The organism is Streptomyces sp. CA-243310, from assembly GCF_050936775.1.
In the GTDB taxonomy this organism is placed as follows: domain Bacteria; phylum Actinomycetota; class Actinomycetes; order Streptomycetales; family Streptomycetaceae; genus Streptomyces.
Genome location: NZ_JBNJMF010000002.1, coordinates 770,622 through 796,870 on the forward strand (window position 1 = coordinate 770,622; position 26,249 = coordinate 796,870).

General features: G+C 74.0%; 23 protein-coding genes. 14 read left to right on the plus strand and 9 right to left on the minus strand.

Translation table 11 applies throughout. The features are described from left to right. Positions 1–16: 16 nt before the first annotated feature. Complete coding sequence (locus tag ACQEVM_RS20990) at positions 17–1,021, minus strand: BtrH N-terminal domain-containing protein (protein WP_433081265.1); 1,005 nt, start codon at positions 1,019–1,021, stop codon at positions 17–19. 86 nt (positions 1,022–1,107) lie between these two features. On the opposite strand from ACQEVM_RS20990, the gene ACQEVM_RS20995 reads away from it, so the two are divergent. Next, positions 1,108–1,461, plus strand: coding sequence for a DUF1304 domain-containing protein (locus ACQEVM_RS20995; protein ID WP_433081267.1), 354 nt, complete (start codon positions 1,108–1,110; stop codon positions 1,459–1,461). A gap of 165 nt (positions 1,462–1,626) precedes the next feature. Further along, positions 1,627–2,091, plus strand: a complete 465-nt coding sequence (locus ACQEVM_RS21000) for a TetR/AcrR family transcriptional regulator (protein WP_433081269.1) — start codon at positions 1,627–1,629, stop codon at positions 2,089–2,091. A gap of 107 nt (positions 2,092–2,198) precedes the next feature. Here ACQEVM_RS21000 and ACQEVM_RS21005 read toward each other — a convergent pair whose 3' ends face one another. Together ACQEVM_RS21005 and ACQEVM_RS21010 are read right to left on the minus strand one after the other, a co-directional pair. Next, positions 2,199–2,402: a cold-shock protein gene (locus ACQEVM_RS21005; RefSeq protein WP_053682110.1), complete on the minus strand. Its 204-nt coding sequence runs from the start codon at positions 2,400–2,402 to the stop codon at positions 2,199–2,201. Between the two features lie 161 nt (positions 2,403–2,563). Then, positions 2,564–2,932, minus strand: a complete 369-nt coding sequence (locus tag ACQEVM_RS21010; protein WP_433081272.1) for an HGxxPAAW family protein — start codon at positions 2,930–2,932, stop codon at positions 2,564–2,566. 105 nt (positions 2,933–3,037) lie between these two features. On the opposite strand from ACQEVM_RS21010, the gene ACQEVM_RS21015 reads away from it, so the two are divergent. Further along, positions 3,038–3,532: a MarR family transcriptional regulator gene (locus tag ACQEVM_RS21015; RefSeq protein WP_433081274.1), complete on the plus strand. Its 495-nt coding sequence runs from the start codon at positions 3,038–3,040 to the stop codon at positions 3,530–3,532. Positions 3,533–3,696: 164 nt separating this feature from the next. Next, positions 3,697–5,196: a DEAD/DEAH box helicase gene (locus ACQEVM_RS21020; RefSeq protein WP_433081276.1), complete on the plus strand. Its 1,500-nt coding sequence runs from the start codon at positions 3,697–3,699 to the stop codon at positions 5,194–5,196. Between the two features lie 71 nt (positions 5,197–5,267). Here ACQEVM_RS21020 and ACQEVM_RS21025 read toward each other — a convergent pair whose 3' ends face one another. From ACQEVM_RS21025 to ACQEVM_RS21040, 4 genes are all read right to left on the minus strand, one after another. Beyond that, complete coding sequence (locus ACQEVM_RS21025; protein ID WP_053682138.1) at positions 5,268–5,783, minus strand: hypothetical protein; 516 nt, start codon at positions 5,781–5,783, stop codon at positions 5,268–5,270. 76 nt (positions 5,784–5,859) lie between these two features. Beyond that, positions 5,860–6,255, minus strand: a complete 396-nt coding sequence (locus ACQEVM_RS21030; RefSeq protein WP_433081278.1) for a hypothetical protein — start codon at positions 6,253–6,255, stop codon at positions 5,860–5,862. 170 nt (positions 6,256–6,425) lie between these two features. Further along, the gene (locus tag ACQEVM_RS21035) at positions 6,426–6,956 is read right to left on the minus strand and encodes an SRPBCC domain-containing protein (RefSeq protein ID WP_433081280.1); all 531 of its coding nucleotides are present in this window, start codon (positions 6,954–6,956) and stop codon (positions 6,426–6,428) included. A gap of 62 nt (positions 6,957–7,018) precedes the next feature. Then, positions 7,019–8,026, minus strand: coding sequence for an NUDIX domain-containing protein (locus ACQEVM_RS21040; protein ID WP_433081282.1), 1,008 nt, complete (start codon positions 8,024–8,026; stop codon positions 7,019–7,021). Positions 8,027–8,249: 223 nt separating this feature from the next. Here ACQEVM_RS21040 and ACQEVM_RS21045 point away from each other — a divergent pair, with 223 nt between their 5' ends. The 4 genes from ACQEVM_RS21045 (at position 8,250) to ACQEVM_RS21060 (ending at position 12,977) form a co-directional block, all read left to right on the plus strand. Then, positions 8,250–9,992 carry a VanW family protein gene (locus ACQEVM_RS21045; RefSeq protein ID WP_433081284.1) on the plus strand — a complete coding sequence of 581 codons (1,743 nt, stop codon included), beginning with the start codon at positions 8,250–8,252 and terminating at the stop codon, positions 9,990–9,992. An 86-nt stretch (positions 9,993–10,078) separates the two neighbouring features. Then, on the plus strand, positions 10,079–10,576 hold the full coding sequence (locus tag ACQEVM_RS21050) for a hypothetical protein (protein WP_433081286.1): 498 nt from the start codon (positions 10,079–10,081) through the stop codon (positions 10,574–10,576). A gap of 79 nt (positions 10,577–10,655) precedes the next feature. Continuing rightward, a complete protein-coding gene (locus ACQEVM_RS21055) occupies positions 10,656–12,140 on the plus strand; it encodes a hypothetical protein (RefSeq protein WP_433081288.1) in 1,485 nt (494 codons plus the stop codon). 180 nt (positions 12,141–12,320) lie between these two features. After that, a complete protein-coding gene (locus ACQEVM_RS21060) occupies positions 12,321–12,977 on the plus strand; it encodes an NAD(P)-dependent oxidoreductase (RefSeq protein ID WP_433081290.1) in 657 nt (218 codons plus the stop codon). A 75-nt stretch (positions 12,978–13,052) separates the two neighbouring features. Here the strand turns inward: ACQEVM_RS21060 and ACQEVM_RS21065 are convergent, their stop codons facing one another. Continuing rightward, positions 13,053–14,072, minus strand: a complete 1,020-nt coding sequence (locus ACQEVM_RS21065; protein WP_433081292.1) for a helix-turn-helix transcriptional regulator — start codon at positions 14,070–14,072, stop codon at positions 13,053–13,055. A gap of 62 nt (positions 14,073–14,134) precedes the next feature. Here ACQEVM_RS21065 and ACQEVM_RS21070 point away from each other — a divergent pair, with 62 nt between their 5' ends. From ACQEVM_RS21070 to ACQEVM_RS21095, 6 genes are all read left to right on the plus strand, one after another. Next, positions 14,135–14,776 (plus strand): TIGR03086 family metal-binding protein, encoded by a 642-nt coding sequence (locus tag ACQEVM_RS21070; RefSeq protein WP_433081294.1) that lies wholly within the window; start codon positions 14,135–14,137, stop codon positions 14,774–14,776. 160 nt (positions 14,777–14,936) lie between these two features. Further along, positions 14,937–16,715, plus strand: coding sequence for an RNA ligase family protein (locus ACQEVM_RS21075; protein ID WP_433081296.1), 1,779 nt, complete (start codon positions 14,937–14,939; stop codon positions 16,713–16,715). Beyond that, positions 16,715–19,615, plus strand: a complete 2,901-nt coding sequence (locus tag ACQEVM_RS21080; RefSeq protein ID WP_433081298.1) for a poly(A) polymerase — start codon at positions 16,715–16,717, stop codon at positions 19,613–19,615. Before ACQEVM_RS21075 ends, ACQEVM_RS21080 begins: the two co-directional genes overlap by 1 nt. Before the next feature lie 367 nt (positions 19,616–19,982). Beyond that, entirely contained in the window at positions 19,983–22,139 is a 2,157-nt protein-coding gene (locus ACQEVM_RS21085) for a discoidin domain-containing protein (protein ID WP_433081300.1), read from the plus strand. A gap of 115 nt (positions 22,140–22,254) precedes the next feature. Further along, positions 22,255–23,331 (plus strand): DUF1996 domain-containing protein, encoded by a 1,077-nt coding sequence (locus ACQEVM_RS21090; RefSeq protein WP_433081302.1) that lies wholly within the window; start codon positions 22,255–22,257, stop codon positions 23,329–23,331. 55 nt (positions 23,332–23,386) lie between these two features. Then, positions 23,387–25,117 (plus strand): discoidin domain-containing protein, encoded by a 1,731-nt coding sequence (locus ACQEVM_RS21095; protein ID WP_433081304.1) that lies wholly within the window; start codon positions 23,387–23,389, stop codon positions 25,115–25,117. Between the two features lie 94 nt (positions 25,118–25,211). Here ACQEVM_RS21095 and ACQEVM_RS21100 read toward each other — a convergent pair whose 3' ends face one another. After that, positions 25,212–26,129, minus strand: coding sequence for an NADP-dependent oxidoreductase (locus tag ACQEVM_RS21100; RefSeq protein ID WP_433085288.1), 918 nt, complete (start codon positions 26,127–26,129; stop codon positions 25,212–25,214). Positions 26,130–26,249: the final 120 nt, after the last annotated feature.

The following is a 26,249-nucleotide window of genomic DNA, read 5'->3' on the forward strand; positions in this document are numbered from 1 at the left end:
CGGGCGCTGACGGTCGCTACGCGCGGAGCGCCTCGACCGCCCGGCCCTCCAGTTCCAGGCAGGCGTCCACGTGCTCCGCGCAGGCGTCGAACAGGGCCCGTCGCCCGTCGGCGTCGGCATGCGGATCGCAGGTCCGCGCGAGGTCGGCCAGGGCGGACCAGTGCCCGGCGGACTCCCGGAAGAGTTCCGCCGCCTCCGGCCGCCCGACGAGGGCGAGGAAGTCCGCGTAGAGCGGCCGGGTGGCGCCCGGCGCGGTCCATTCCTCCTCCAGGCAGGCGTGGAGCCGACCGGTGCCCGCCGCGAGCGCCTCGGGGGACGCGCCGAAACGACGTTCCCAGCCCGTCTTCGTGGTCGTGTCGCGCAACTGCGCGGCGAACTTCTCCATGCCGGTGAAGCCGAAGTTGACGTCGAACTGGTTCCCCAGCACCGGGCCCGTGAGGTGGGTGACGGTGGCGGCGATGGCCCCGTCGACGTCCGGCTCCCCCTCCGGCGGGCCGGTGGGCACGATCAGCTGGTGGCGGCCCTTGCGGTGGGCTGTCCAGGCCGCCCCGAACTCCTCGCGGTCGATCCGGTGCGGGGTCTTGGCCCCGTCCTCGATCAGCAGGTCGTCACCGTCGTACCCGGCGATGACGACGGTGTACGGGTCGGCGCCGGTCATCTCGGCCTCGGGGTCGGGCTCGTGCCAGGGCAGCGAGGAGCGGTCGACGACGCAGAAGGCGGGCTGCCCCTCGTCGAGCGCGGCGCGGACCCGGCCCCAGCGGGGCTTCATCGCGCGGGTGGCGTCGTACGGGACGCCCAGGCGGCCGAGGGCGACCTGCACCCAGGGCTCGGGGTGGGACTGGGCGACGATCGTCGCGATCGGCGGCCGTCCGGCGTACTCGAAGACGAAGTACATGAAGCCGATCCCGCCGGCCAGGCCCGCGACCAGTTCCTCGTCGTGGGCGCTGCCCAGGGCGTGGCGGATCAGGGAGGCCTCGCGGTGGCGTCCGGTGCCGAAGTCTTCGTACACGAGCACAGTCATGCGGCCAGCCTAGCCGCGCGATCACCGGCTCCCGACCCACCACTTCCTGTACAGTTGTCCAGGAAATCAACCAAGGGAGACAGCCCGTGCACACGGTCGCTCAGGTCCTCATCGGCGCGGTCGCCGCACTGCACGTCTATTTCCTGGTCCTGGAGATGTTCCTGTGGCAGCGACCGCCCGGCCGGGCCCTGTCGGGGTTCGACGCGGACACCGCCCGCCTCACCGCTCCGCTCGCCGCCAACCAGGGGCTCTACAACGGCTTCCTGGCCGCAGGGCTGATCTGGTCGCTGGTCATCGACTCGCTCGCCACGCAGATCTTCTTCCTCGTCTGCGTGATCGTCGCGGGCGTCTACGGAGCCGCGACCGCCAACCGTCGGATCCTGATCGCCCAGGCCCTGCCCGGCGCCCTCGCCCTCGGCGCGGCGCTGTCGGCCGGGTGAACGCCCCGTGAGCACACGGGACTCCGCGCCGGCCACCGGCTCCGACCGGCCGGGGGCAGGGAAGCGCGCGCGCAGGACCCGCGGACCGCGCGCACCAAGGCCCGGCTGCGCGAGAGCCTGTTCGCGGCGTGCGCGGACCGCCCGCTGGCCGAGGTCGGCGTCTCGATGGTGGTCCGCCGGGCGGGTGTCGGGCGCGCGACGTTCTACCTGCACTACGAGGACCTCACGGCGCTGGCGGTGGACGCGTGCGCCGATGTGGTGCACGCGGCGGTCGACGCCCTCCACGCCTGGCAGGGCGTCCCGGGCACGCTCCCGCCGGCCAGGCCCCCGGCGGCCCTGGCCGAGTTCCTCTCGGACGCGGCGGCCCGCGGTCCGCTCTACCGGGCCCTGCTCCTCCCGGGGGGCGGCGGACCGCTGGGCGACCGCCTGCACCGGGAGCTGCGCGCCCGGGCCCGGGCCGAGCGCGAGGCCGTGGGCGCCCCGCGCCCCGACCTCGTCGCCTCCGCGGTGGCCGCAACCTTCACCGGCGTCCTCGCGGACTGGCTGCACGGGGACGTCCCGGGCTCCGACCCGGTGGAACTCGCGAACCGGCTGTGGCCGCTCCTCATGGCACTGCACCGGGCCGGATAGGAGGAACGGGGCCGCCGCCGGGTACGCGTGAGCCCCGCCGGAGGAAACGGCGGGGCTCACGTCCACGGGCGATCGGCCGCGTGAAGCGGTACCGGCGGTAGGCGGTACTAGAGGGTGGTCACCTGCTCCGCCTGCGGACCCTTGGGGCCCTGGGTGACGTCGTACTCGACCTTCGCACCCTCGGCCAGCTCCTTGAAGCCGGTCGTCTGGATGGCGGAGAAGTGCACGAACACGTCAGGGCCGCCGTCGTCCTGCTGGATGAACCCGAACCCCTTCTCGGAGTTGAACCACTTCACGATGCCAGTTGCCATCAGTACTGATCCTTCACGACGTTCCACTCGGGCCGCACGTGCGGCCGTCTCGATAGTGCCCACCCGTCACCGTCGACACACTCCAGGCGCGGCCAACCGGGTCGGCTCGAACTTCTGCCCGAGTCGTCCGCGGCGGGAGTGAGCGGCGCCGGACCGTGCGGTCAGGAGCCGCCGTCGCCGGCGGACAAGGACACGACCGGTCGGGCCCCGAGGGCGCCCGCGGCGGCCCGCCGGGGTCCGGCGGCCCGGCAGCCCAGGCAGTTCGCGTGTCCGGTGCGCGCGGTGGTGTCGCGGACGCGCCAGTCCCACTCGGACTCGGGGCGCGGCCCGCTCGGCTTGCCCCAGCCCGCGAGGTGCAGGAGCCAGGTGACGAGTCCCGCCACCGCGACCAGGGCGAGCCCCAGCCAGATGCCGGGGGCCCAGGCGGCGCAGAGGGCGGCGCCCGCGCCGGTGGTGCCCAGCAGGGCGAGGGTCGTGCCGGTCCAGCCGGCCACGGTGTGGCCCATGTCTACGTGGCCGTGGGCGCTCATGATTCTCCCGGTGGAAGGGGCGGCAGTAGGCTCGGAACAGGATGACTTACCTCACAAAGTAAGCATCTCACGAGCTAAGTTACTTAGATGCTAAGGAGAAATTGCGTGCAGGGCAAGCCCCGCCCCGCGGCCACGGCCGGGGAGGCGATCTCGCGCATGGACCAGTACGTCGCCCTCGGCGTGATCGGTCAGCAGGAGGTGGCGCAGCTCCTCGGGATCAACGTGACCGACCTGACCTGCCTGGGCCACGTCCTGGGCGCCGGGGAGACCCCCCTGTCCGCCGGCGAACTGGCCGAACTGACCAACCTCACCACCGGCGCCGTCACCGGCGTGCTCAACCGCCTGGAACGGGCCGGCTACGCGCACCGGCGACCCGACCCGGGCGACCGGCGCCGCGTCCGGGTGGTGGCCGATCCTTCGGCGGCCGCCCGGATCTTCGCCGTGTACCAGCCCTTCTACGACCGCCTCGGATCGGTCTTCGCCGAGTACACCCCCGACGAGATCGCGGTGATCGCGGACTGGTTCGGGCGGGCGGCGGTGGAGACCCGCGCCCATCTGGCCCAGGTCAGGTCCGGGGAACTGGGCCCGCTCACCCCATAGGACCGACTGGTAAAATGGGCGGGAAACGTGAAGCGCGGGCCCTTCGCCCGGTGCGGACGTGCACGACGAGCCGGGGCCCGTACCGAGGGGTACGGGCCCCGGCTCGTTGTCGTCCGCCCTCACGTTCCCCGCTCGCGTTGTGTTCTCTTCACGGAAGGTTCTGCATGAAGAACCCGTCGGCTCATGGGCGTTTCGGCATCAAGCCCGGCGCCAGGACAGGCAGCAAGTCCGGGGCCAAGGGCTCCGGCAAGACCCCTCGGACCCTCGGTCCGCAGGGTGAGTTCTCGATGCCCAGGACCGTCAGCCCGGCCCTCCCGCCGGTGACGTCGTTCGCGGAGCTCGACCTGCCTGCCGAGCTGGTGAAGACGATGGCCGACCTGGACGTGCGCGAGCCGTTCCCGATCCAGGCCGCCACCCTCCCCAACTCCCTCGCCGGACGGGACATCCTCGGGCGCGGCCGGACCGGGTCCGGCAAGACCCTCGCCTTCGGTCTGGCGTTGCTGGCGCGCACGGCCGGACAGCGCGCCGACCCGAAGCGACCGCTCGCGCTGATCCTCGTGCCGACGCGCGAGCTGGCCCAGCAGGTGACCGAGGCCCTCGCCCCGTACGCCGAGGCCCTCGCGCTGCGGATGGCCACCGTCGTGGGCGGCCTGTCCATCGGCCGGCAGACCGGCACCCTGCGCACCGGCGCGGAGGTGGTCGTGGCGACCCCCGGACGCCTGAGCGACCTGATCGGGCGCAAGGACGTGCACCTGGAGCGGGTGCGGATCACCGTCCTCGACGAGGCCGACCAGATGTGTGACCTCGGCTTCATGCCGCAGGTCACCGAGCTGCTCGACCAGGTGCACCACGCCGGTCAGCGGATGCTGTTCTCGGCCACCCTGGACCGCAACGTGGACCAGTTGGTGCGCCGCTACCTGAAGGACCCGGTCTCGCACTCGGTGGACCCGCAGTCGGCCTCGGTCGGCACCATGGACCACCACGTGCTGCACATCCACGCGGCCGACAAGGTCGCGGCCGCGACCGAGATCGCCGCGCGGGACGGCCGGGTGCTGATGTTCCTCGACACCAAGCACGGCGTCGACCAGTTCGTGAAGCACCTGCGCGCCATGGGCGTACGGGCCGAGGGGCTGCACAGCGGGAAGTCCCAACCGCAGCGCACCCGCACCCTCGGGCAGTTCAAGGACGGGCTGATCGGCGTGCTGGTCGCCACCAACGTCGCCGCCCGCGGCATCCACATCGACGACCTCGACCTGGTGGTCAACGTGGACCCGCCGGCCGACAGCAAGGACTACCTGCACCGCGGCGGCCGGACGGCCCGCGCGGGCGAGTCCGGCAAGGTCGTCACCCTGGTCACGCCGAACCAGCGGCGGGACATCGTGCGTCTGATGGCCGACGCGAAGATCCGCCCGACCATCACCCAGGTCCGCTCCGGCGAGGCGGCGCTCAGCCGGATCACCGGCGCGAAGGCACCGTCCGGGGTGCCGCTCGCCGGCGCGGCGGCGACCGACGCGAAGGGGCGGCCCAGCGGGACGGACCTCGGCTTCCGGGGCATCGGCACCCGCCCCGGACGCCCCGGGAAGGGCAAGGAGTCCCGCAAGACCATCGAGGCCAGGCAGCAGGCCGAGGCCCGCCGCGCGGCCAGGGTCCGCAAGGGTCTCTGACCCGACCGGCCCCGGTTCGCGACACCGACACGTCACCCCGGCGACCGAGCCGTCGGCCGGGGTGACGCGGGTCAGGCCTCCGGCAGCTTGCGCAGGCGCTGGACGGCGGCGTTGCGCACCCGGCGGGTACGGGCGGCGGAGGCGAGCAGGCCGAGGGCCGCTCGTGAGGTGAGCAGCGCGACGGCGGTCCGCTGGCACCAGTCGGAGGCACCGGTGAGCTCCTGCGCCGACCAGAACTCGTCGACGGTGATAGACCTCAGCAGGTTCCACTCGTGGAGCCTGCGCGCCGGGAAGTCCCGGCCGCTCAACACGTCCTCCATGGCCCGCGCCCAGGCGGGGAAGCCGTCGTCGTCCAGCAGGTGCGCGGCCCTGCGGTCGAGGTGGGTGACCACCGCGCTCTCCGCCATGACGCGGTCCGCGTCGCGCAGTACGGCGGCCACCGCCCCGGCCTCCGAGTGCCCGGCCGCGGCGGCCAGGGAGACCAGATGCCGGGTGTAGGACCAGTACTCGGGCGCGGTCGACTCCTCGGCCCGAGGTGCCGGGGCGGCTCCCGGCGCCCCGTGCGTCTGGTTCTCGGCTCTCCCCATGACGTCCATTCCACACGACACCCGCGGGCTCCCGGCGCCCAGGGTGGCGCCGGCTGTCTGGAGCGGGGGTGGGGTGTCAGCGGGCCGCACGGGCGGCTTCAGGGGCCGGGAGCAGCGCTTCCGCGCCGATCGGGCGGTATCCGGCGGCCTGGAAGGCGCGGATGCTGCGGGCGTTCCCGGCGGTCTGTCGGGACCTGACGGGCGCCCCGTCCGGGACCAGGTGGCGGGCGGCGAGCGCCGGGGACCGGCCGAGGCCCTTGTGGCGCACGTCCTGGTCCACCTCGATCGCCGCCTCCCGACGGGCGGCGATCCCGCGACCGAGGACGAGTACCCCGCCGGCGGACCGGACCCGTATGGCGATGACGCCCGCGTCGCGTCCACTCTCCTGCGGGACGACGGTCGTGGCGCCGTCGGGCGGTGGGAAGTGCCCGACGGCCGCCGCGTCGAGTATCTCCGTCAGGCTCGGACCCATGGTCGTACTCGCTCTCCGGCCCGTCAGACCTGTTGTCGGTGGAACGACTTGACGGAGATCATGTCAGGGGCACCACAAGCAGGGCGGGTCGGGGCGCCCGGCCCCGACCCGTCCGCGTTCCCGTTCCCGGTCCTGGTCCCGGCACCCGGCACCCGGCACCCGGCGCCCGGTCAGCGTTCGTGGGCCTCGTGCCCCCCGGCTCCCTGTCCGCCCTCGTGTCCCGGCTCGGGCAGCGGCGCTCCCGTCTCCAGCAGGGTCTTGAGGCTGGAGGCGAGCATCGGCCAGGCCCGGCCGCACATGCCGATGAGGGTGCCGCCCGGTACGAAGCCCTCGTGGTGGATGGTCAGTCGCGCGAGGGTGTCCCCGACCGGCTCGATCTCGTACGCGACCTCCGTGCGCGGCTCGCCGGCCAACTCGGCCCGCAGTTCCTCCCCGACGCCCACCGAGGCGGCCCACTGCGGGGTGAAGGTGTGCCAGGTGTAGGAGAGCCGGCGGTTCGGCACGCAGTCGAGGACGACCTGGGCCGGATCGCTGGTGCGGGCACCTCGCTCGATCCAGTCCATCGTCGAGCCCACCGCCCAGTCGGTCTCGAAACTGAGGCCCCAGTAGCGGCGGGTCAGGGCGGGCTCGGTGAGGGCCTGCCAGACCCGGTCGGGGTCGGCCTGGATGTAGAGGGTGTAGGTGATCGCGCTGTCGCTCATGTCCCCATGCTGGGGGACCGCGCACCGTTGGGGGCGGATTTCCCGGGCCCGCGGCCGGGCGGTCACCAACGGGCGCCCTCCGGGGGGAGTTCCGTCGGCGGGGTGCGCGGTGGGACGGGAAGGCACAGGTGGGTGCGGGCGGCGTGCACGGCGGCGAGTTCCTCGTGGCCGGCGGGGCCCCAGTCGCTGAGCTCGCGGACCTGTTCGGGCGTGGCCAGGAGGCGGGCGTACGCCGGGTCCCGGCTCGGGAGCACGGCCGTGAGGCGGGCCGCGCCGCGGGCGTGGGCGCCCTGGCCGTCGTACCGGTACCCGATCGGCACCTGCGCCGCGGCGGGTTCGGCCTCCGGGGTCGGCAGGTGGGCCGCGCCGGTGGCGCGGGCGATCAGCAGCAAAACCCGGCCGTCGGGCGCGAACAGCCAACCGGCCCGGCCGCGCACCGGCAGGCCGGCGGGGACCGGACCGCGGTGCCAGGTTCCGTGCTGGGGGATCCGGCGGCTGCGCAGCACGCCGAGCCGGTCCAGCGCCGTGGGGTTGGTGGGGCGGCCCGCCTCCAGCAGCGCGGGGCCGCCGCCACTGACGCGGGCCCGCAGGGCTGACAGGGCGCGGCGGGCGTCACCCGCGTCCATCAGGGCGGGCAGGTCGGCCGGTTCGGCGAACTCGATGCCGGTGATCTCCTGGGCCGGCAGGCGGACGGACCCGATGCGGTCGGTGCTCCAGGTCCCGCCGTCGTACACGTGGAGGATCTCGCCGGGGAAGCGCATCTCGGCGGGGAAGCCGGGGGTGTCGGCGGGGATCCAGTCCACGGCGAGCCCCTGTGGATAGCGGCCCTCGACCCCGAGTTCCTCGCGCATCTCGCGGGCGGCCGCGGCGGCCGGCGATTCCCCGGCGTCGACCGCGCCGCCGGGCAGCAGCCGGTCGGGGCGGTAGTCGACGGTCTGGAGGAGGATCCGGCCGTCGGGGTCGGTGACGAGCACGACGGCCGCGGTCCAGAGCGTGGCGCGCGAGGCCCCGTACTCCGCGGGTGTCATCCAGGTACCCGCGCGCTCGGCGTCATCGGTCAGCTGCGGCATTGGAACTCCGTTCACCGTGGGTGGACCCGCCGGTTGTGCAACAGCGGGCGCGGCTCCCGGGTTACGACGTGCCCCGGCCTGCCGGATGGCCTGATTCCGCTTTGCCTGATCAATACCTTCTTATTACCTGATTATGTCGATCTTGATAGCTTCCGTCGTGCGGACCGGCCGTGTGAAAGCCGCCGGTCCGACCACTTCACCGGATCGAGGAGAACCGACCGACATGCGACGCGCTTCCCGTACCGACACCGGAACGGCCGACGGGAAGCGGTGGACCGCACCGGTCGTCGCGGGTGTCGCGGGTGGCGTCGCGGTACTCGGCTTCGGCGGCCTGTACGCCGCCGGACTCCTCCTGACCGGGAGCGACATCGCCGCGGGCACGAAGGTGCGCGGCGTCGAGCTGGGCGGAATGAGCCGGGCCGAGGCCCGGCGGGCCCTGGACCGTGAACTCGGCCCGGACGCCGGGGCACCGGTCGTCCTGCGCGTCGGGGACCGCTCCGAACGCCTCGCCCCGGGCGCCCTCGGCCTCTCCCTGGACACCGCCGCGACCGTCGAGCGCGCGGCGCGCTCCGGCTCGGACCCGTTGACCGCGATCGGACGCCTCTTCGCCTCGGGCGACCCCGACGTGCGGGCGGTGGTCGACCTCGACGAGAAGACGGCTCGCGCCGCCCTCGACCGGGTCGGCGAGAAGAGCGGGCGCGCGGCCCGCGAGGGCTCCGTCACCTTCGAGAAGGGCAGGGCCGAGCCGGTCGCCCCGGTCACGGGCATCGCCGTGGACACCGACCGGTCCCTGGAGGCGCTGCGCGCCGCGTACCCCACGTCCGCCGGCAAGCCCGTGGAACTGCCGGTCCGCACGACCGAACCGCGCGTCGGCCGACAGGAAACGGACCGCGCGCTGAAGGAGTTCGCCCGACCGGCCATGTCGGCGCCGGTCACCCTCGCCGTCGAGGGCCGGCGCATTTCGGTGTCCCCGACCCTTCTCGGCAGGCACCTGACGCTGAAGGACGACGGCCGGGGCCGACTGACCCCCCGCCTGGACGCGAAGGCACTGCTCGCCGCTCCGGCCCTCGGCGGTCCGCTGCGGCAGGCCACCCGGGGCCCCGTCGAGGCGAAGCTCCGGGTGGACGGCGGTCGGATCACCGTCGTCGAGGACGGCAAACCGGGCCGTCAGGTCACCGAGGAGACGCTGGGCAGGGCCGTGTTGCCGCTGCTGACCGGAGCCGGGGCCGCCGCCCGCACCGGCGAGGTCGCCACCGAGCCGGTCCGGCCGCGGCTCACGCGGGAGTCGGTGCGCGAACTCGGCATCACGGAGCAGGTGTCCACCTTCACCGTCCCGTTCGAGCGGGCCCCGTACCGGACCACGAACATAGGCCGGGCCGCCGAGCTGATCAACGGTTCGGTGGTGCTGCCCGACGAGACGTGGAGCTTCAACCGGCGGGTCGGCGAACGGACGAAGGAGAACGGCTTCGTCGACGGCCTCATGATCAACAATGGCGTGTACGAGAAGGCCGCGGGCGGCGGGGTCTCGGCCGTGGCCACCACCGTCTTCAACGCGATGTTCTTCGCAGGCGTCAAACCCCTCGAATACGGGGCGCACTCCTTCTACATCGAGCGCTACCCCGAGGGCCGCGAGGCCACCGTCGCCTGGGGCAGCCTGGACCTGCGCTTCGCCAATGACACGGGTCGGGCCCTGTACATCCAGGCGACGGCCACCGACACCTCGGTCACCGTCACCTTCCTCGGCACCGGGAAGTACGACGAGGTCAAGGCGGTCAAGGGTCCGCGCACCAACATCAAGGCGCCGGCCTCCCGCACCGGCAGCGGCCCCAAGTGCGAGACCCAGTCCCCGCTGGAGGGCTTCGACGTGGCCGTCGACCGGATCTTCGTGAAGGGCGGCCAGGAGGTCGGGCGCGAGACGATGAAGACCCGCTACACGCCGCGCGACGCCGTCACCTGCGGGGCTTGAGCGGCCCCCGCCGGTCCGCGCGGCCCGCTCACCCGTCCGTGTGACGGCGGGCGATGGACGGGGCTCGGGTACGGCAGGGTGGGCGGATGCAGCCGTGCCGGATTCCGCCCCTGCCCCTGGCCCTCGTCGTGCTCGCGCTCGCGTTGACCGCCGGGTGCGTGACGGTGCGGCCGACGGGAACCACCGGGACGGCTCCCCCGCCGGTGTCCGCCGCGGCCCCCGCTCCCCCGCAACCGGCCGTGGAGGCCTGGCCGTTGCGGGCCGCTCCCACCGCCCCCGAGCCGGCCGCGCCCGCCGGCTCGACGCCGGTCGCGGCCCCTTCGCCGCCGCCGGCCGACCCCGGGCGGGCCGCGCCCCCGCGGACGGCCCCCGGGCCGGCCGCCCCGGCGCGACGCACGGTGCGGGTGCCGCGGAACGCCGCGCCGGCCCGCCCGGTGCACCGCGCACCCGCCGCCAAACCCCGCGGACGGGAGGCCGTACGGCCCGGGGCCCGGCCCGCGCCGGGGCGCTCGTACGACATGGCGCCGCTGTGCGCGGCGGCCAAGGGGACGGTGTCGCCGTCCATCGTGGCCCTGTGCCGCTGATGACAGTGCGGGCGCATGGCCTCGTGACCACGTCGTCGGGCACCGGGCCGACGGGTGGACGACACGGGGAGTGTGGGGCATGACCGACTCGGCGACGGTGGTCGGCGCGTTGCGGGAACTGGCGCGGGAGCGGACGGGCGAGGTGGAGGTCCTCGACGGGTTCACCGACTCCGCGATGGACGCCTGGCCGGTCGAGGTGCCCGAGGCGCTGCGGATCGTGCTGCGGGAGATCGGCGGGGTGCGGACCGGGGAGAGCGAGTTCGTCTTCGGGCCGCGTGGCCGCCAGGTGTTCACCGACGGCCATTGGACCCTGGGGGACCTGGACTACGGGGAGGGTTCGCTGATCGTGGGGGCCGGCACCGGCGACTGGGGTCCGGTGCCGGCGGCGTTCCCGTACCGGGCCGACGACCCGGAGATCACCGTCGAGGCACCGGAGTTCGTGCGGTGGCTGGCCGGCTTCGCCGAGCGGCTCGCGCAGGACGCCGAGCGACCCGCGCCCGAGGCGTTCGTGAGGGCCGTCCCCAGCGTCGCGGTGGCGGAGGGCCCGGACACCGAACTCGCCGCCCTCGTGGGGCGCGGGGAGCCGCTCACCGACCTGGTCGACCTGCGGACCCTGCCCGAGTACCCCTGCGGGGTGGGCTGGGAACCGTACTTCTCCACCCTCCACGGCACCGCCGACACCAGCGGCAGCGAGGTGCGGATCCGGCTGGTGGGCGACGGCAGGGCGCTGCTCCTGTGCAGTGTGGTGAGCGGGGACTTCCTGGGCCGTCCGGTGCGGCGGCACGCGTCGCCCGAGGACGCCCCGCACCGCGCGGTCGCGGAACTGCGCGCCCTGGCCGAGGAGTTCCCCTCGTACGTCTCACTCGAGACGGGCAGCGCGGACTCCGTCATGGACGGCTGGCCGGTACCCGTTCCCGAGGACGTCCGGGTGGTGCTCCGCGAGATCGGCTCGGTGGCCGTCACCGGCCTGCCCACGCTGTGGCTGCGGCCGGGCGGCGACGCCTTCGGGGTGGATCCCGAACTCCACCGGATGCTGGGCGGCGACGGGACGTACTGGCCGCTGGCCGACGTGCGCCACGGGCGGGGCGGCGCACTCGTCCAGATCCGGATCGACCCCGGGGCCGGGCAGTGGGGGTACGCGGTCTCCGTGCCCGCCGATCCGGCCGCGCTCCGGCGGTACCCCGAGGTGAAACTCCTCGCGGCGTCCCCCGCCGACCTGCTGCTGGACCTCGTCCGACGGGTGCGCCGGGCCGCCACCGGGACGGACTTCGCCTCGCGGATCGGCGCTCAGACGCAGTGGCTGTTCCCCAACACCGGCGAACCGTGGCCGCGCCCGACCCCGGTCTCGCAGTGGGCGGGCTCGGCGGATCCGCTGCTCGCGGCGGCGGTGGCGGAGCTGCCCGACGGGGCGTACGCCGCCGACCTGCGCGAGGTTCCGCTGCCGAGCGACCTGTGCTTCCACCGGGCCCGCGAGTGGCCGTACTCGGCGAGGCTGGAGCGGCTGCACTTCCCGGCGGGCGGACGGCTGGCCGCGGCGGTACCGGTCCAGGCGGCATCCGACTGACCCGGCGCCGTTCGGCCGGGCCGGGGGTCGGCGGGGCCGGGGGTCGGCGGGGCCGTCGCGTCGCCCCGCCGGCGGCGCGTCATCCGACTGGCCCCGGCCCGGCTTCCGGGCCGGGCCGGACGGGTTCGGTTTCATGGGCGGGACGGGCCCGCACGGGGCCCCTGAACCCAGGGAGCGGGCATGGCCAGGATCGCCCTGTTCGGCGCGACCGGCACCATCGGCGGTCGGGTGCTGCACGAGGCACTCGGCCGCGGTCACCAGGTCACCGCGGTCGTACGGGACCCGGAGCGGCTCCCCGACCCGGACGGCGCGGCGGTGACGCGCGGCGACGTCCTCGACCCGTCGTCGGTGGCCGAGGCCGTCGAGGGCCACGACGTGGTGGTGAGCGCCTTCGGCCCGGACGCGGGGGACGCGGGCGCCCTCGTGACCGCCGCGAGGTCCCTGATCGGCGGTGTGCAGACGCTGGGCACGGACGAGACGTCCAGGCCCCGGCTGGTCACGGTCGGCGGGGCGGGGTCGCTGCGCACCGCCGGCGGTCGGCAGGTCTGGGACCGGGAGGACGTCCCGGAGCCGGTCCTCGCGGTCATGCGCGCCCATGGCGAAGCCCTCGACTTCCTGCTCACCGTGCCGGTGGAGGAGGTCCACTGGACCAGCCTCAGCCCGGCCGCGCTGATCGCGCCGGGCGAACGCACGGGGACCTACCGGTTGGGACTCGACGACCTGATCGTGGACGCCGAGGGCCTGAGCCGGATCTCCACGGAGGACTACGCCGTCGCCCTCGTGGACGAGGTCGAGCGGGACGCGCACGCGGGACGCAGGTTCACGGTCGGGTACTGAGCGCGGGCGGTCCTCGACGTTCCTCGGGCGGGTGCGCGCGCGGCTGCCGGACGCGGGCGGCGCTGCGCGGCCCGGTCAGTCGACGCGGCGCCCGGGGGGCCTGTCGTCCTCGGGGTCGGCACCGGCGCCGTCGGCTCGCGGGGGCCGTGCGTCGTCGGCGTAGAGCGCGGTGAGTTCGGCGCCGGTGCGGGCGAGCGTCCGCCGGACCTCGGGCGGTTCGAGCACCTCCACGCGTCCGCCGAGGCCGGCGAGGCTCGCGGCGATGGCCCGGGGCGCCGGACCGTCGACCCACACCTCGGTCCAGCCGTCGGGCAGCGGCTCGCCGACCCGCAGTCGGCCGCCGAGCAGCCGGCCGAGGAGGGGCAGGACGGACGGTTCGACGCGGGCTCGGGCCGTGGCCGCGTACATCCCGCCCTCGATCGTCTCGGCGAGCGCGCGCCACGCCGTGGCCAGGTCGAAGTCGGGCGGCCGGACGACCGGCTCGCCCGTCGGCTCGACGGAGACGACCCGGCTCAGCCGGAAGGTGCGCAGGCCCCGCTCCGTGCCGGCCACCAGGTACTCCGCGCCCGCCTTGGAGACGAGCCCGAGCGGCTCGACCTCGCGGACCCCCGCCGGTTTGCCGACTCCCTCGTATCCGAGGCGGACCCTGATCCCGTCCACGACGGCGGCCTGGAGCGCCGTGCGGTGCGTGGTGTCCGTCATGGCGGGGTTGCGGGACCAGTCGGTGGTGTCCGTGACGCCGGCGCGCGAGGCGGCCTCGGCGTCCGCGCGCAGCGTGGCGGGCAGGGCCCGGACCAACTTGCGCAGCATGGTGCGGAGTTCCGGTGTGACGGCGAGGGGGCCGGTGGCGAGGAAGAGTGCCCGGGTCTCGTCGGCGGTGAGTCCGGTGAGGTTGGTGCGGGCCCCTCCCACCAGCGACCAGCCGCCGCCGCGACCGCGCTGGGAGTAGACGGGCACGCCGGACGCGGCCAGCGCCTCGAGGTCACGACGGGCGGTGCGCTCGGAGGTCTCCAACTCCGCTGCCACTTCGGAGACGGTGACGCGACCGCGCTCTTGGAGGAACAGCAGGATCGCCACCAGACGGTCAGCCTTCATGGATCCATTGTGCTCGAAAAACAGGCCACAAGATGGCCACTTTGGTGACCAGGATGGCGTGCATGACCACAGACACCACGTCGTTCGAGCAGACCCCTTCCACCGACGTCGCCGCGGCCGACACGGCCACCGACGCCCCCGACCCGCGCGAAGACCTCTCCACGGCCATCGCCCTCGCCGGACGCACCCTCGCCGCCGTGCGAGCCGACCAGTACGACGCCCCGACCCCCTGCGAGGACTTCGACGTCCGGCGGCTGTCGAGCCACCTCGTCGCCGTCGTGCGCCGGATCGCGGTGATCGGGCGCGGCGAGGACCCCTTCAGCGTGCCGTCCTTCGCCGACGAACTGGCCGACGGGGCGTGGGCCGGCGCCTGGGACGCCGCCGCTCGTGAAGCCGTCGACGTATGGGCGGACCCGGGGATCCTCGGGCGCGAACTCCGGCTTCCTGTCGGCAGGTTGCCGGGAGCGGCCGGCGCGCTCGTCTACAGCCACGAACTCACCGTCCACACCTGGGACCTGGCGCGCGCGACCGGGCAGCGACCGGTGTGGGACGAGTCCCTGGTGGAACGCGCGCTCACGCTCGTGCGACGGGTCCTGCCGGCCGAGGCGCGCGGCGGGCCGATCCCCTTCGGTCCCGTCACGGACGTGGACGCCGACGCTCCCGCCATCGACCGGCTCGTGGCCTGGGCGGGCCGCCGCCCCTGAACGGGCGGCTCCGGCGCACCGGAGACGGGCCGCGGCGCGCGGGCGGCCGGCGCCCCGCACACGCGGACGGGGCCGCGTTCACCTGGGGAAATCGGGTGGATCCGGCCGCCTCCGTCTCTCTAGAGTGACCGGGCACCACGTCGTCGAGCAGGAGCGGACCATGCGCACGCACTACCCCCGTACGGCGCATCTTCCCTGGTCCCCCGGGGCGAGCGCGGACGATGTCCGCGCTCGCGGGCTCTCGGCCCTGGCCGGACGCGAGGTGGTGGTCACGGAGAAGCTCGACGGGGAGAACACCACCCTGTACGCCGACGGGTCGCACGCCCGCTCGCTCGACTCGGGACACCATCCGTCGCGGGCGTGGGTGAAGGCGTTGCAGGGCCGGATCGGGGCCGGGATCCCGGCGGGTTGGCGGGTGTGCGGCGAGAACCTGTACGCACGTCACTCCCTCGCCTACGAGGACCTGGACAGTTGGTTCTACGGCTTCTCCGTGTGGGACGGCGATTCCTGCCTGGGCTGGGACCGCACCGTGCGGTTCCTGCACGGGATCGGCGTGCCGACCCCGAGGGTCCTGTGGCGCGGGATCTTCGACGAGCGGGCGCTGCGCCGACTGCGGCTCGACACGAACCGCCGGGAGGGCTACGTCGTCCGCACGGTGGACGGGTTCACACGCGCCGACTTCGGCAGGTACGTCGCGAAGTGGGTCCGTGTGGGGCACGTGCGGACCGACACGCACTGGATGCACGCGCAGGTCGTACCGAACGGACTCGGGCCGCGGGCCCCGTTGTGGGCGGTCCGGTCCGGCTCCGAGCCGGACATCGAGGCGCTGCGGAACGCGGTCGGGGCCGGGTCGACGGCGCCCGCCGAGCCTCCCGCCGAACCCTCGGGGACGTCGCGCGCGTCGGCGGCGGAGGTCGTCGCGGAGGTGACCGCCCACCTGGACGGGGCCGGGCGCACCGGCGAGGCGCGGCTGGCCGGGGTGCTGGCCGCCGCGCTGCGCGATGAGCGGCGGGCGGCCCTCGGGGCGCGGCTCGCGGCCGGGCCGCTCGGGATGGCGACGGCCCGGCGGGTCGCGGACCTGGTCGGGCTGTACCCGGCGCTGCAACGGCCGTTCCCGGACGAGGAGCGGCGGGCCGGCCTCGTGCGGCTGGCCGCCGCGGCCGACCTGGGGGTGCTGCACGCGCTGGCCGGGGCCGCGGCGGACGGGGCCGCCCGGGAGTGCGTGGAGTGGTCCGCGCTGTGCGCCGAGGAGGCAGGGCTGCTAGGGCCGGACCCGTTGGGGGCGCTGCGGTCGGGGCTGCGGGACGGCGTGGCGGGCGTGGACCCGGACGCGGCGGACCGCTGCTGGGCCGAGGCGCGGGAGGCGTTCGCGCTGGGCAGGGCGCACACCGCCGAGGAGGCGGTGGCCGCGACCTGGCGGTGGCGCGACGGGGCGTTCCCCCGACTGGTCCAACTGTGCGGTCCCTCGGGCAGCGGCAAGAGCACCTTCGCCGGTTCGCTGCCCGGCGTGAGCGCGTTCGTGAGCCTGGACGACCTGCGGGCCGGCCGGGGTGCGCGCGGCGACCAGACGGACAACGCGGACGTGCTCCGCGAGGGCCTCGACCGGTTGGGCCTGGCCCTGGCCGCCGCCACGCGCACCGGCGGCACGGTGGTGTGGGACGCGACCTCCCTCAACGACCGACAGCGCGCTCTGGCGGACGCGGTCGCGCGCCGCCGGGACGCTCTGGTCACCCACGCGGTGGTGTGGGTCGAGGAGGCGGAGCTGGTGCGGCGCAACACGGTCCGACCGCATCCCGTGCCGGCGGCGGTGCTGGAGTCACAGCTGAGGCGGTTCGCCCCGCCGTATCCGGGCCGGGCGCACCGGACCTGGTACATCGGCGCGGGGGGCACGGTCGAGGACACGGCCGGTACCGTCGCGGAACGGGACGGGGACCTCTGATGCGCACCAGCGAGGAGCTCTACCACCAGGTGCGCTGGGACCCGCGGTTCGATCCGGCGCGGTTCACGCTCGGGCTGCTCCAACGCGGGGCCGCCCCGAAGCGGGTGCCCCTGCCGTCGTTCGTGCCGGGCGGCGACATCCCCTGGCACCGGGTGCTGTTCGTCGAGGCGGACGGCGAGTTGGTGTGGGACCGGGCCACCGGCCTGGACGTCATCGACGGCACGCGGGCCGGTCGGATCGAGGAACCGCGGCTGCTGGACGCGCCGTTCTTCACCGTGCGGATCCCGCACGCGTGGGACCCGGCGGGCGAGGGCGCCTGGCGGCCGGCCGAACCGGACCCCGACGCCCCGCGCGTGGACGCCGTTCGGCTGGTCACGTGGAACACGCTGTGGGACCGGTACGACGCGCCCCGCATTTCCACCGCGCTGCGCAGGCCGATGCTCCTGGCCGACCTGGCCCGGGCCGACGCCGACGTGATCGCGCTCCAGGAGGTCGAGCCGGCCCTGCTGACGATGCTGCTCGCGCAGCCGTGGGTGCGGGAGCGGTACACGGTGGGCGCCGACCCGCGCGGCCGGGACGTCGCCGAGTGCGGGCTGTCGATCCTGAGCCGGTTGCCGATTCGGGAGGCGGGTCTGCGCGAGCTGCGCCCGCACAAGGCCGTGATCGCCGTGACGGTGGACACCGCGGCAGGCCCCCTGGTCGTGGCCAACACCCACCTGACGAGCGACCACAGCGAACACGGTGCGGACCGGCGGACGGAAGAACTGGCCCTCCTGGCGCACGGCCTGGGCTCCGTCGACGCCCCGATCGCCCTCGTCGGCGACTTCAACGACGGCCGGACCGGGGCCGAGGGCCCGGCGGCCGTGCTCGGACTCCGGGACGCCTGGACCGAGGTGCACGGGGCGGCGGACGACACCCCGACCTTCGATCCGACGGTGAACCCCCTGGCGGCGGTGGGCTCGCTCTCGGGACGGTCCGCGCGACTGGACCGGATCCTGCTGCGGTCGCCGGGCGTGGTGCGCTCGGCGGCGCTGCGGGGCGACGTCCCCGGCCCGGACGGGCTGTTCGTCTCGGACCATTTCGGGGTGGAGGCGACGCTGGGGTTCGGGGCGCCGGACGAGGGGCCGGCGCGCCTGGACGTGGCGGCGACGGCGCGCACGGCCGTGGCCTGGCTCCCGCCGGCCGACCCGGCCGTGGACGCCCTTCGGCGCGCCCACGATCCCGCGGTCGACCGGTGGCCGGCGCACGTGAACCTGCTCTTCGGCTTCGTTCCGGAGTCGGCGTTCGAGGCGGCGCTGCCGCTGCTGGCGCACGTCGCGGCGCAGGCTTCCCCGTTCACGGCCCGCCTGGAGGGCGTACACGACTTCGGGCACCGGGAGGACGCCACGCTGTGGCTGGACCCGGCCGCCGACGGCGCCGCGCCCTGGCAGGAGCTTCGGCGGGCACTGACCGCACGGTTCCCCGGCTGCCGGGGCCGCGCCGGGGACCACACCCCGCACCTGACACTGGGGCGCAGCGGCGATCCGCGGCGGGCGGTCGCGGAGTTCGGCGCCCGCCTCGGCGGTGGGACGCGCCGGGCACGGGTCGACTCGCTCGCCGTGCTGTCGCGGCGCGGGGACGGACCGATGGAGGTCCGGGCGACGGTGGAGCTGGGCACGGGCGAGGTCGCGTGGGTACCGGAGGCCGGGCCGTCGGCGCACTCGTCGGGCGGCCCGTCGGCCGACCGGGGCGGTGTCGGTCCCGGGGCGGTCCTCGCCCGGATCACGGCGGCGTTGGGCGAGGGCGTGGTGCACGTGGCGGGGTCCCGGCGGATGGGCTGCGCGTTGCCGGACGCGGATCTGGACCTGGTGGCGGCCCTGGCCGGCGAGGTCCGTGTCGAGGAGGTGCGGGACCGGGTGGCGGCGGCGCTGCCCGAGGCCGAGCGGCTGCGGTCGGTACCGGGGGCGCGGGTGCCGGGGCTGCGCTTCCGGGTGGCCGGACTGGACGTGGACCTGGTGGTGGTCTGCACCGGCGCCATGGAGCCGGCACGGGCCGTGGCCCGACGGATGGAGCTGGGCGAGGCGGCGCGGATCGCGCTGAGCGCGGTCGGTGACGCCGACGCGGTACGGGACTTCGTGGGCCCGGAGCAGGCGGCCTTCGCGGGGCTGGCCCGCGAGGTGAAGACCTGGGCGCGGGCGCGGGGCCTGGACTCGGCGCCGTTCGGCGGACTGCCCGGCCTGGCCTGGTCGGTGCTGGCCGCACGGACGGTGCGCGCGGCGTCCGACCTGGCTCCCGACGCGCTGTCCCGTGAGTTCTTCGGGACCTGGGCGGCCTGGGACTGGCGCGAGCCGGTGTCCCTGGGGACGACGGGATCCGCGGCGGCGGGGCGGGAGTCCGGGGCGGGGTCGCGGTCGCTCCCGTCCGCGCACGGCCCGGGCGGGAGCGACCGCGACCCCGTCACGGTGCTCACCCCGTCCGATCCGGTCCGCAGCTGTACGACGCAGGTGGGGCCGGGCATGCGCGACCTGCTGGTCCGGGAGCTGTACGCGGCCTGGGAGGCGTCGGAGGCCGGCGCGGACGGCCCGCTCGCCGCGGCCGGACCGCCGGCGCACCGACGGCACGCCGCCTGGATGGTGGTCACCGTACGGGGCGACGCGGGGGAGTTCGAGGATCGACTGGGCCGCGTGCGCGGCCGGTTCCGTGCGTTGCTCGGCGCGCTGGAGGAGGCGGGTGTCGGGGACGCCCACGCCTGGCCCCACCCGTTCGCGTCGGGTGACACCCTGGCCCGCTACGCGATCGGGCTCGGGTCGAACCCGCCGGCCGCGGCCGACCTGTCCCCGCTCGTCGCGCGCTGGACGGCGGGCCTGCCGGGAGTCACGGTCGAGCGGGTGGACGGCGGAGCTGTCCCGACCCTGACCTGAGCCCCGACGCGACGCTCGGGGCGGCTCCCGGCGACGACAACCAACGAACGCACGAGCATGAACACCCTCCTGCCGGCCCCACTGTCCGAACGCGGTCGGTCGACCACCCCGCCCCGCCCTCCCCGCGCGGCGGGCTCGACGGGCAGTGCGGAACGGAGCGGTCAGGAGCCTCAGTAGAGTGCGGCCGGCTTTTTTCGTCAATACTTTTCACAAGGATTGAAGAAACCCCAAGTTCACAGGCCTGAAGCGCAATTGACACTCCGTTCGATCTTCATTTCATGAACGCTCAACCCCTTGACGGCCCCCCCGCCGGGCAGTTCACTCACGCTTCGATCCCCCCGGATCCTCGACGTCAGGAGTGCCCCGCATGCCCCTGCTCCACGATCGCCCGCCGAGACTCACCGTCGCGACCCTCGCCGCGGCCCTGGTCGCGGCCCTCCTCGTGCTGCTCCCCGGTGCCACCGCGAGCGCGGCGCCCACACTGCTCTCCCAGGGCAGGCCCACCGCCGCCTCCACGGTGGAGGGCGGCGGCACCCCGGCCTCCGCGGCCGTGGACGGCAACACCGACACCCGTTGGTCCAGCCAGTTCGCCGACCCGCAGTGGATACAGGTCGACCTGGGCGCCCCGGCGCAGATCAGCCAGGTCGTGCTGCGCTGGGAGGCCGCGTACGCCAAGGCCTACCGGGTCGAACTGTCCACCGACGGGACCAACTGGTCCACCGCCTACTCCACCGCCGCCTCCGCCGGCGGGGTCCAGACCCACGACGTCACCGGCACCGCCCGCTACGTCCGGGTGTACGGCACCCAGCGCGCCACCGGATACGGCTACTCGCTCTGGGAGTTCCAGGTGTACGGCACGGGCGGTACCGGTCCGACGCTCCCGGGCGGGGGCGACCTCGGCCCCAACGTGATCGTCTTCGACCCGTCCACACCGAACATCCAGGCCCGGCTGGACCAGGTCTTCGCCCAGCAGGAGTCGGCCCAGTTCGGCTCCGGCCGCTACCAGTTCCTGTTCAAGCCGGGCACGTACAACGGCCTCAACGCCCAGATCGGGTTCTACACCTCGATCTCGGGTCTCGGCCTGAGCCCCGACGACACCACCATCAACGGGGACGTCACCGTCGACGCCGGCTGGTTCGGCGGCAACGCCACCCAGAACTTCTGGCGTTCGGCGGAGAACCTGGCGCTGAACCCGGTCAACGGCACCGACCGCTGGGCCGTGTCCCAGGCCGCGCCGTTCCGCCGGATGCACGTCAAGGGCGGACTCAACCTGGCCCCCAACGGCTACGGTTGGGCCTCCGGCGGCTACATCGCCGACTCGCGGATCGACGGCCAGGTCGGAAACTACTCGCAGCAGCAGTGGTACACCCGCGACAGCTCCATCGGCGGCTGGTCCAACTCCGTCTGGAACCAGGTGTTCTCCGGCACCCAGGGCGCGCCGGCGCAGAGCTTCCCGGAACCGCGCTACACCACGCTGGACACCACCCCCGTCTCGCGGGAGAAGCCCTTCCTGTACCTCGACGGGAACGAGTACAAGGTGTTCGCCCCGGCGAAGCGGGTGAACGCCCGCGGCACCTCCTGGGGCAACGGGACCCCGCAGGGCACCTCGATCCCGCTGAGCCGGTTCTACGTGGTCAAGCCGGGCGCGAGCGCCGCCACGATCAACCAGGCGCTGGCCCAGGGCCTGCACCTGCTCTTCACGCCGGGCGTCTACCACGTGAACCAGACCATCCAGGTGAACCGCCCCGACACGGTCGTCCTGGGCCTGGGCCTCGCCACGATCATCCCGGACAACGGGGTGACCGCCATGAAGGTCGCCGACGTGGACGGCGTCAGGCTCGCGGGCTTCCTGATCGACGCGGGTCAGGTCAACTCCCCCACCCTGCTGGAGGTCGGCCCGGCCGGCGCGAACACGGACCACGCCGCCAACCCGACGACCGTGCAGGACGTGTTCATCCGCGTCGGCGGCGCCGGGGCGGGCAGGGCCACCGCCGGCATGGTGATCAACAACCACGACACCGTCGTCGACCACACGTGGATCTGGCGGGCCGACCACGGCGACGGGGTGGGCTGGGAGACCAACCGCTCCGACTACGGGTTCCGCGTGAACGGTGACGACGTCCTGGCCACCGGGCTGTTCGTCGAGCACTTCAACAAGTACGACGTGGAGTGGAACGGCGAGCGCGGCCGGACGATCTTCTTCCAGAACGAGAAGGCGTACGACGCCCCGAACCAGGCCGCGATCCAGAACGGTTCGATCAAGGGCTACGCCGCCTACAAGGTGGCCGACTCGGTCAACACCCACGAGGGCTGGGGCCTGGGCAGCTACTGCTACTACAACGTGGATCCGACGATCCGTCAGGATCACGGTTTCCAGGCGCCGGTGAAGGCCGGTGTCCGGTTCCACGACCTGCTCGTCGTCTCGCTGGGCGGCAACGGCCAGTACGAGCACGTCATCAACAACACCGGCGCCCCCACCTCGGGTACGTCGACCACCCCCTCCACCGTGGTCTCGTTCCCCTGATCCACCCCTGATCCACCCGTGACCCCCGCAGGACGCGGGGCGGCCCGGCGGCCGCCCCGCGTTTTCCGGGCCATTCGAGAGAGCGCTCTCCCATCCACTCCGAAGGAGCCGCACGATGAGAATCCGCTCGCGGACCCTGTCCGCACTCCTGGTCTCGGCGGCGTTCGCCGTGACCGCCGCAGCCGGTCTCGGCGCCTCCGCGCCGACCGCCCGGGCGACCCCGGACTCCGGCGCCGGCGCGCACGCGGGCATGAACCACGCCGCGGTCGCCCCCCTCGCCACCGGCGACGACCCCGACGGTGACGGCTACATCCCGGCCGTTCCGCAGGTCACCGGCGTCACCCCGTCCGACCGGGAGCCGGCCCCGCGCTACTTCCACGAGTTCCAGGCCAACTGCGCGGTCACCCGGACCGCCCCGGACGACCCGATCGTCTACGCGGGCCGGCCGGGCGCCTCCCACGACCACACCTTCATGGGCAACACGACCACGAACGCGTTCAGCACCACCTCCTCGCTGAGCGCGGGCGGCACGGCCTGCAACGCGGTCGGCGACCTGTCGGGCTACTGGATGCCGACGCTGTACAACGGCGACCGGGCCCTGCTGCCCACCGGACCCCAGGTGATCTACTACAAGGCGGGGGTCACCGACCACACGAGCGTGCGCCCCTTCCCCAAGGGCCTGCGCTTCCTCGTCGGCAGTCCGACCCAGACCGCGGCCGAGTTCCGCGCGCACAAGGGCTGGGTCGAGGGCTGGGAGTGCGGCGACAGCTTCAAGAACGTCGAGTTCCCCGCGAACTGCCCGGCCGGCACCCAGCTCAACATCCGTTTCCAGGCGCCGAGTTGCTGGGACGGCAGGTACCTCGACACGCCCGACCACAAGGCTCACATGGCGTATCCGACGGTGAAGGCCGGTACCAACAACAACGTCTGCCCGGCCGACCACCCGGTGGCGCTGCCCATGGTCGAGTTCAAGATGGCCTTCCCCGTCAGCGGGAACATGTCGCAGGTCAGGCTCTCCAGCGGGGCCGGCCACACGTTCCACTACGACTTCTTCAACGCGTGGGACGACCGGACCCTGAACGCCCTCGTCGAGCACTGCGTCAAGGGCGGCCTCCAGTGCAACGCGCGCGGCTACGACGAGACGCACCCCGAGGCGGGCGCCGTCCTCGGACCCGACTACCGGCTCCCGTAGGGGCGCGTCCTCGCGTCCCCTCCCCCGCTCCCCCCACCCCCAAGGAGGCTCAGGCATGCACTCCCGCATGCGCGCCCTCACCGCGGCCGCCCTGCTCGCGGGCGCCGTCACCGTACTCCCCGCGGCCCCGGCGCAGGCAGCCGGCAGCGTGGTCAAGGTGACCGGCACCCAGGGCAACTGGCAGCTCAGCGTGAACGGTTCGCCGTACCTCGTCAAAGGCGTCACCTGGGGCCCGTCCCCGGCCGACGCCGCCCGGCTCCTGCCCGACGTGAGATCGCTGGGCGCCAACACCGTCCGTACCTGGGGCACGGACGCGAGCAGCCGCCCGCTGTTCGACGCGGCCGCGAACAACGGCGTCAAGGTGGTCGCCGGGTTCTGGCTCCAACCGGGCGGCGGCCCGGGCAGCGGCGGCTGCACGAACTACGTCACGGACACCGGCTACAAGAACACCATGCTCGCCGAGTTCTCGCGCTGGGTGGAGACCTACCGCGACCACCCGGCCGTGCTGATGTGGAACGTCGGGAACGAGTCCGTGCTCGGTCTGCAGAACTGCTACTCCGGAACCGAGTTGGAGAACCAGCGCAACGCGTACACCACCTTCGTCAACGACGTCGCGAGGGCCATTCACCGCATCGACGCCAACCATCCCGTCACCTCCACGGACGCGTGGGTGGGCGCCTGGACGTACTACAAGCGCAACTCCCCCGACCTGGACCTGTACTCGGTCAACTCCTACAAGGAGGTCTGCGGGGTCCGGCAGGCGTGGGAGCAGGGTGGGTACACCAAGCCGTACCTGATCACCGAGACCGGTCCCGCCGGTGAGTGGGAGGTGCCGAACGACGCGAACGGCGTACCGCTGGAGCCGGGCGACAAGGCCAAGGCGGACGGTTACACCGGTGCGTGGAACTGCGTCACGGGCCACCGGGGGGTGGCGCTGGGCGCGACGGTCTTCCACTACGGCACCGAGTACGACTTCGGCGGGCACTGGTTCAACCTGACCCCCGCCGGGGAGCGCCGGCACATGTACTACGCCGTCAAGCGGGCCTACGGCGGCAACACGGCGGGCGACAACCTGCCGCCCACCGTGGCCGTGCCGTCGGTGGCGGACCCGGGGGCGGTCCCCGCGGGCAAGGAGGTGACGGTCCAGGCCCCGGCGACCGACCCGGAGGGTGATCCGCTCGTGTACGAGGTGCTGTGGGGCGGCAAGTACGTGGACGGCGGTGGAGGGCTGGTCTCGGCACCGTCCACTCACCTGGGCGACGGCACCCTGAAGGTCACGGCGCCCGCCGGGACCGGCGTGTGGAAGCTGTACGTCAAGGTGAAGGACGGGCGGGGCAACGTGGGCGTCGAACAGCGCTCGGTCCGCGTGGTGCCACCGCCGGTGGCCGGCACGGACGTGGCGCGGGGGCGGCCGACCACCGCCTCCACCTACCAGAACGACGGGTACGGCGGCTGCCCGTGCACACCCCGGTTGGCGACGGACGGGCGCGACGACACCCGGTGGGCGACGACCTGGGCCGATCAGCAGTGGCTCCAGGTGGATCTGGGGTCGGTGAGGCAGCTGAAGCACGTGCAGTTGGTGTGGGAGAGCGCGTACGGGACGGCATACACCGTGAAGGTGTCGGACGACGGCCAGACCTGGCGGACGGCGTACGCCACTTCGTCCGGTGACGGCGGGATCGACGACTTCGACATCGCCGCGTCGGGCCGCCACGTGCGGCTGGAGCTGACCCGGCGCGGCACGGGGTACGGCTACTCCCTCTTCCGCTTCGGCGTCCATGCCTGATCGGCGGACCTGACCGCGCCGCAGGTGCCGCGCGCCGTCCGGTCGACCACCGGGCGGCGCGCGGTCATGCCCGCGGGGGGCGGATCGGGGGCCGTCAGACCTCCAGGATGATCTTCCCGGCGGTGTGTCCGTCCTGGCTGAGTTCGAAGGCGGCGGCCAGCTCGGAGAGCGGGAAGGTCTTGGCGACGGTGACGCCGAGCCGTCCGGTGTCGGCGAGCCCGCCCAGGGCGGCGAGGTCGTCGCCGACGGGGCGCACCCACATCCACTGGCCGTCCGCGCCGAGCACGTCGGGGTCGGCGATGGAGGCGTGCCGGCCGCCGGGGGCGAGGACGGCCTTGGTGACGTCGAGGACGCCGCCCACGAAGTCGGCGACGACGCTCACACCGTCCGGGGCCAGTTCGCGGACCCGTTCGGTGAGGCCGTCCCCGTAGGCGACGGGTTCGCAGCCCAGCTCGCGGAGCCGGTCGTGGTTGCGCGGGGAGGCCGTGCCGATGACGCGGGCGCCGAGGGCGCGGGCGATCTGGACGCCGAGGGAGCCGACGCCGCCGGCCGCGCCGTGGATGAGGACGGTGTCGTCCTCACCGGTGTCGAGGCGGGTGAGCAGTTGGTAGGCGGTGAGGCCGGCCAGCGGCAGTCCGGCCGCCTCCTGCCAGCTGAGCGAGACGGGCTTCGGCGCGAGGGCCCGTACCGGCACGGTGACGAACTCGGCGAAGGTGCCGCCGTGCACGTAGTCCTTGCGGGCGTAGGCGATGACCTCGTCGCCCGCGGTGAACTCGGGGGTGTCGATGCCGACGTACTCGACCGTCCCGGCCACGTCCCAGCCGGGGATCACGGGGTACACCACGTCCATGAGGCCGTCGAGGCCGCCCGCCATGATCTTCCAGTCGACCGGGTTGACCGAGGCGCACCTGACTCGGACGAGGACCTCGCCGGGCCCGACCTTGGGGACCGGCAGCCGGGTCTCGGTGAGCACCTCCGTCCCGCCGTACGTCTCGTACACCATCGCCCGCATGGTGCCCTCGGCCTCGACGTTCAACGACATGCGTCCCACCTTTCCGCGCGCGGCTGGAATCATCTGTTCCGCATCTCATCACGAAAAGCCGTGCCCGCCCCGGGAAGCGGGGCGGGCACG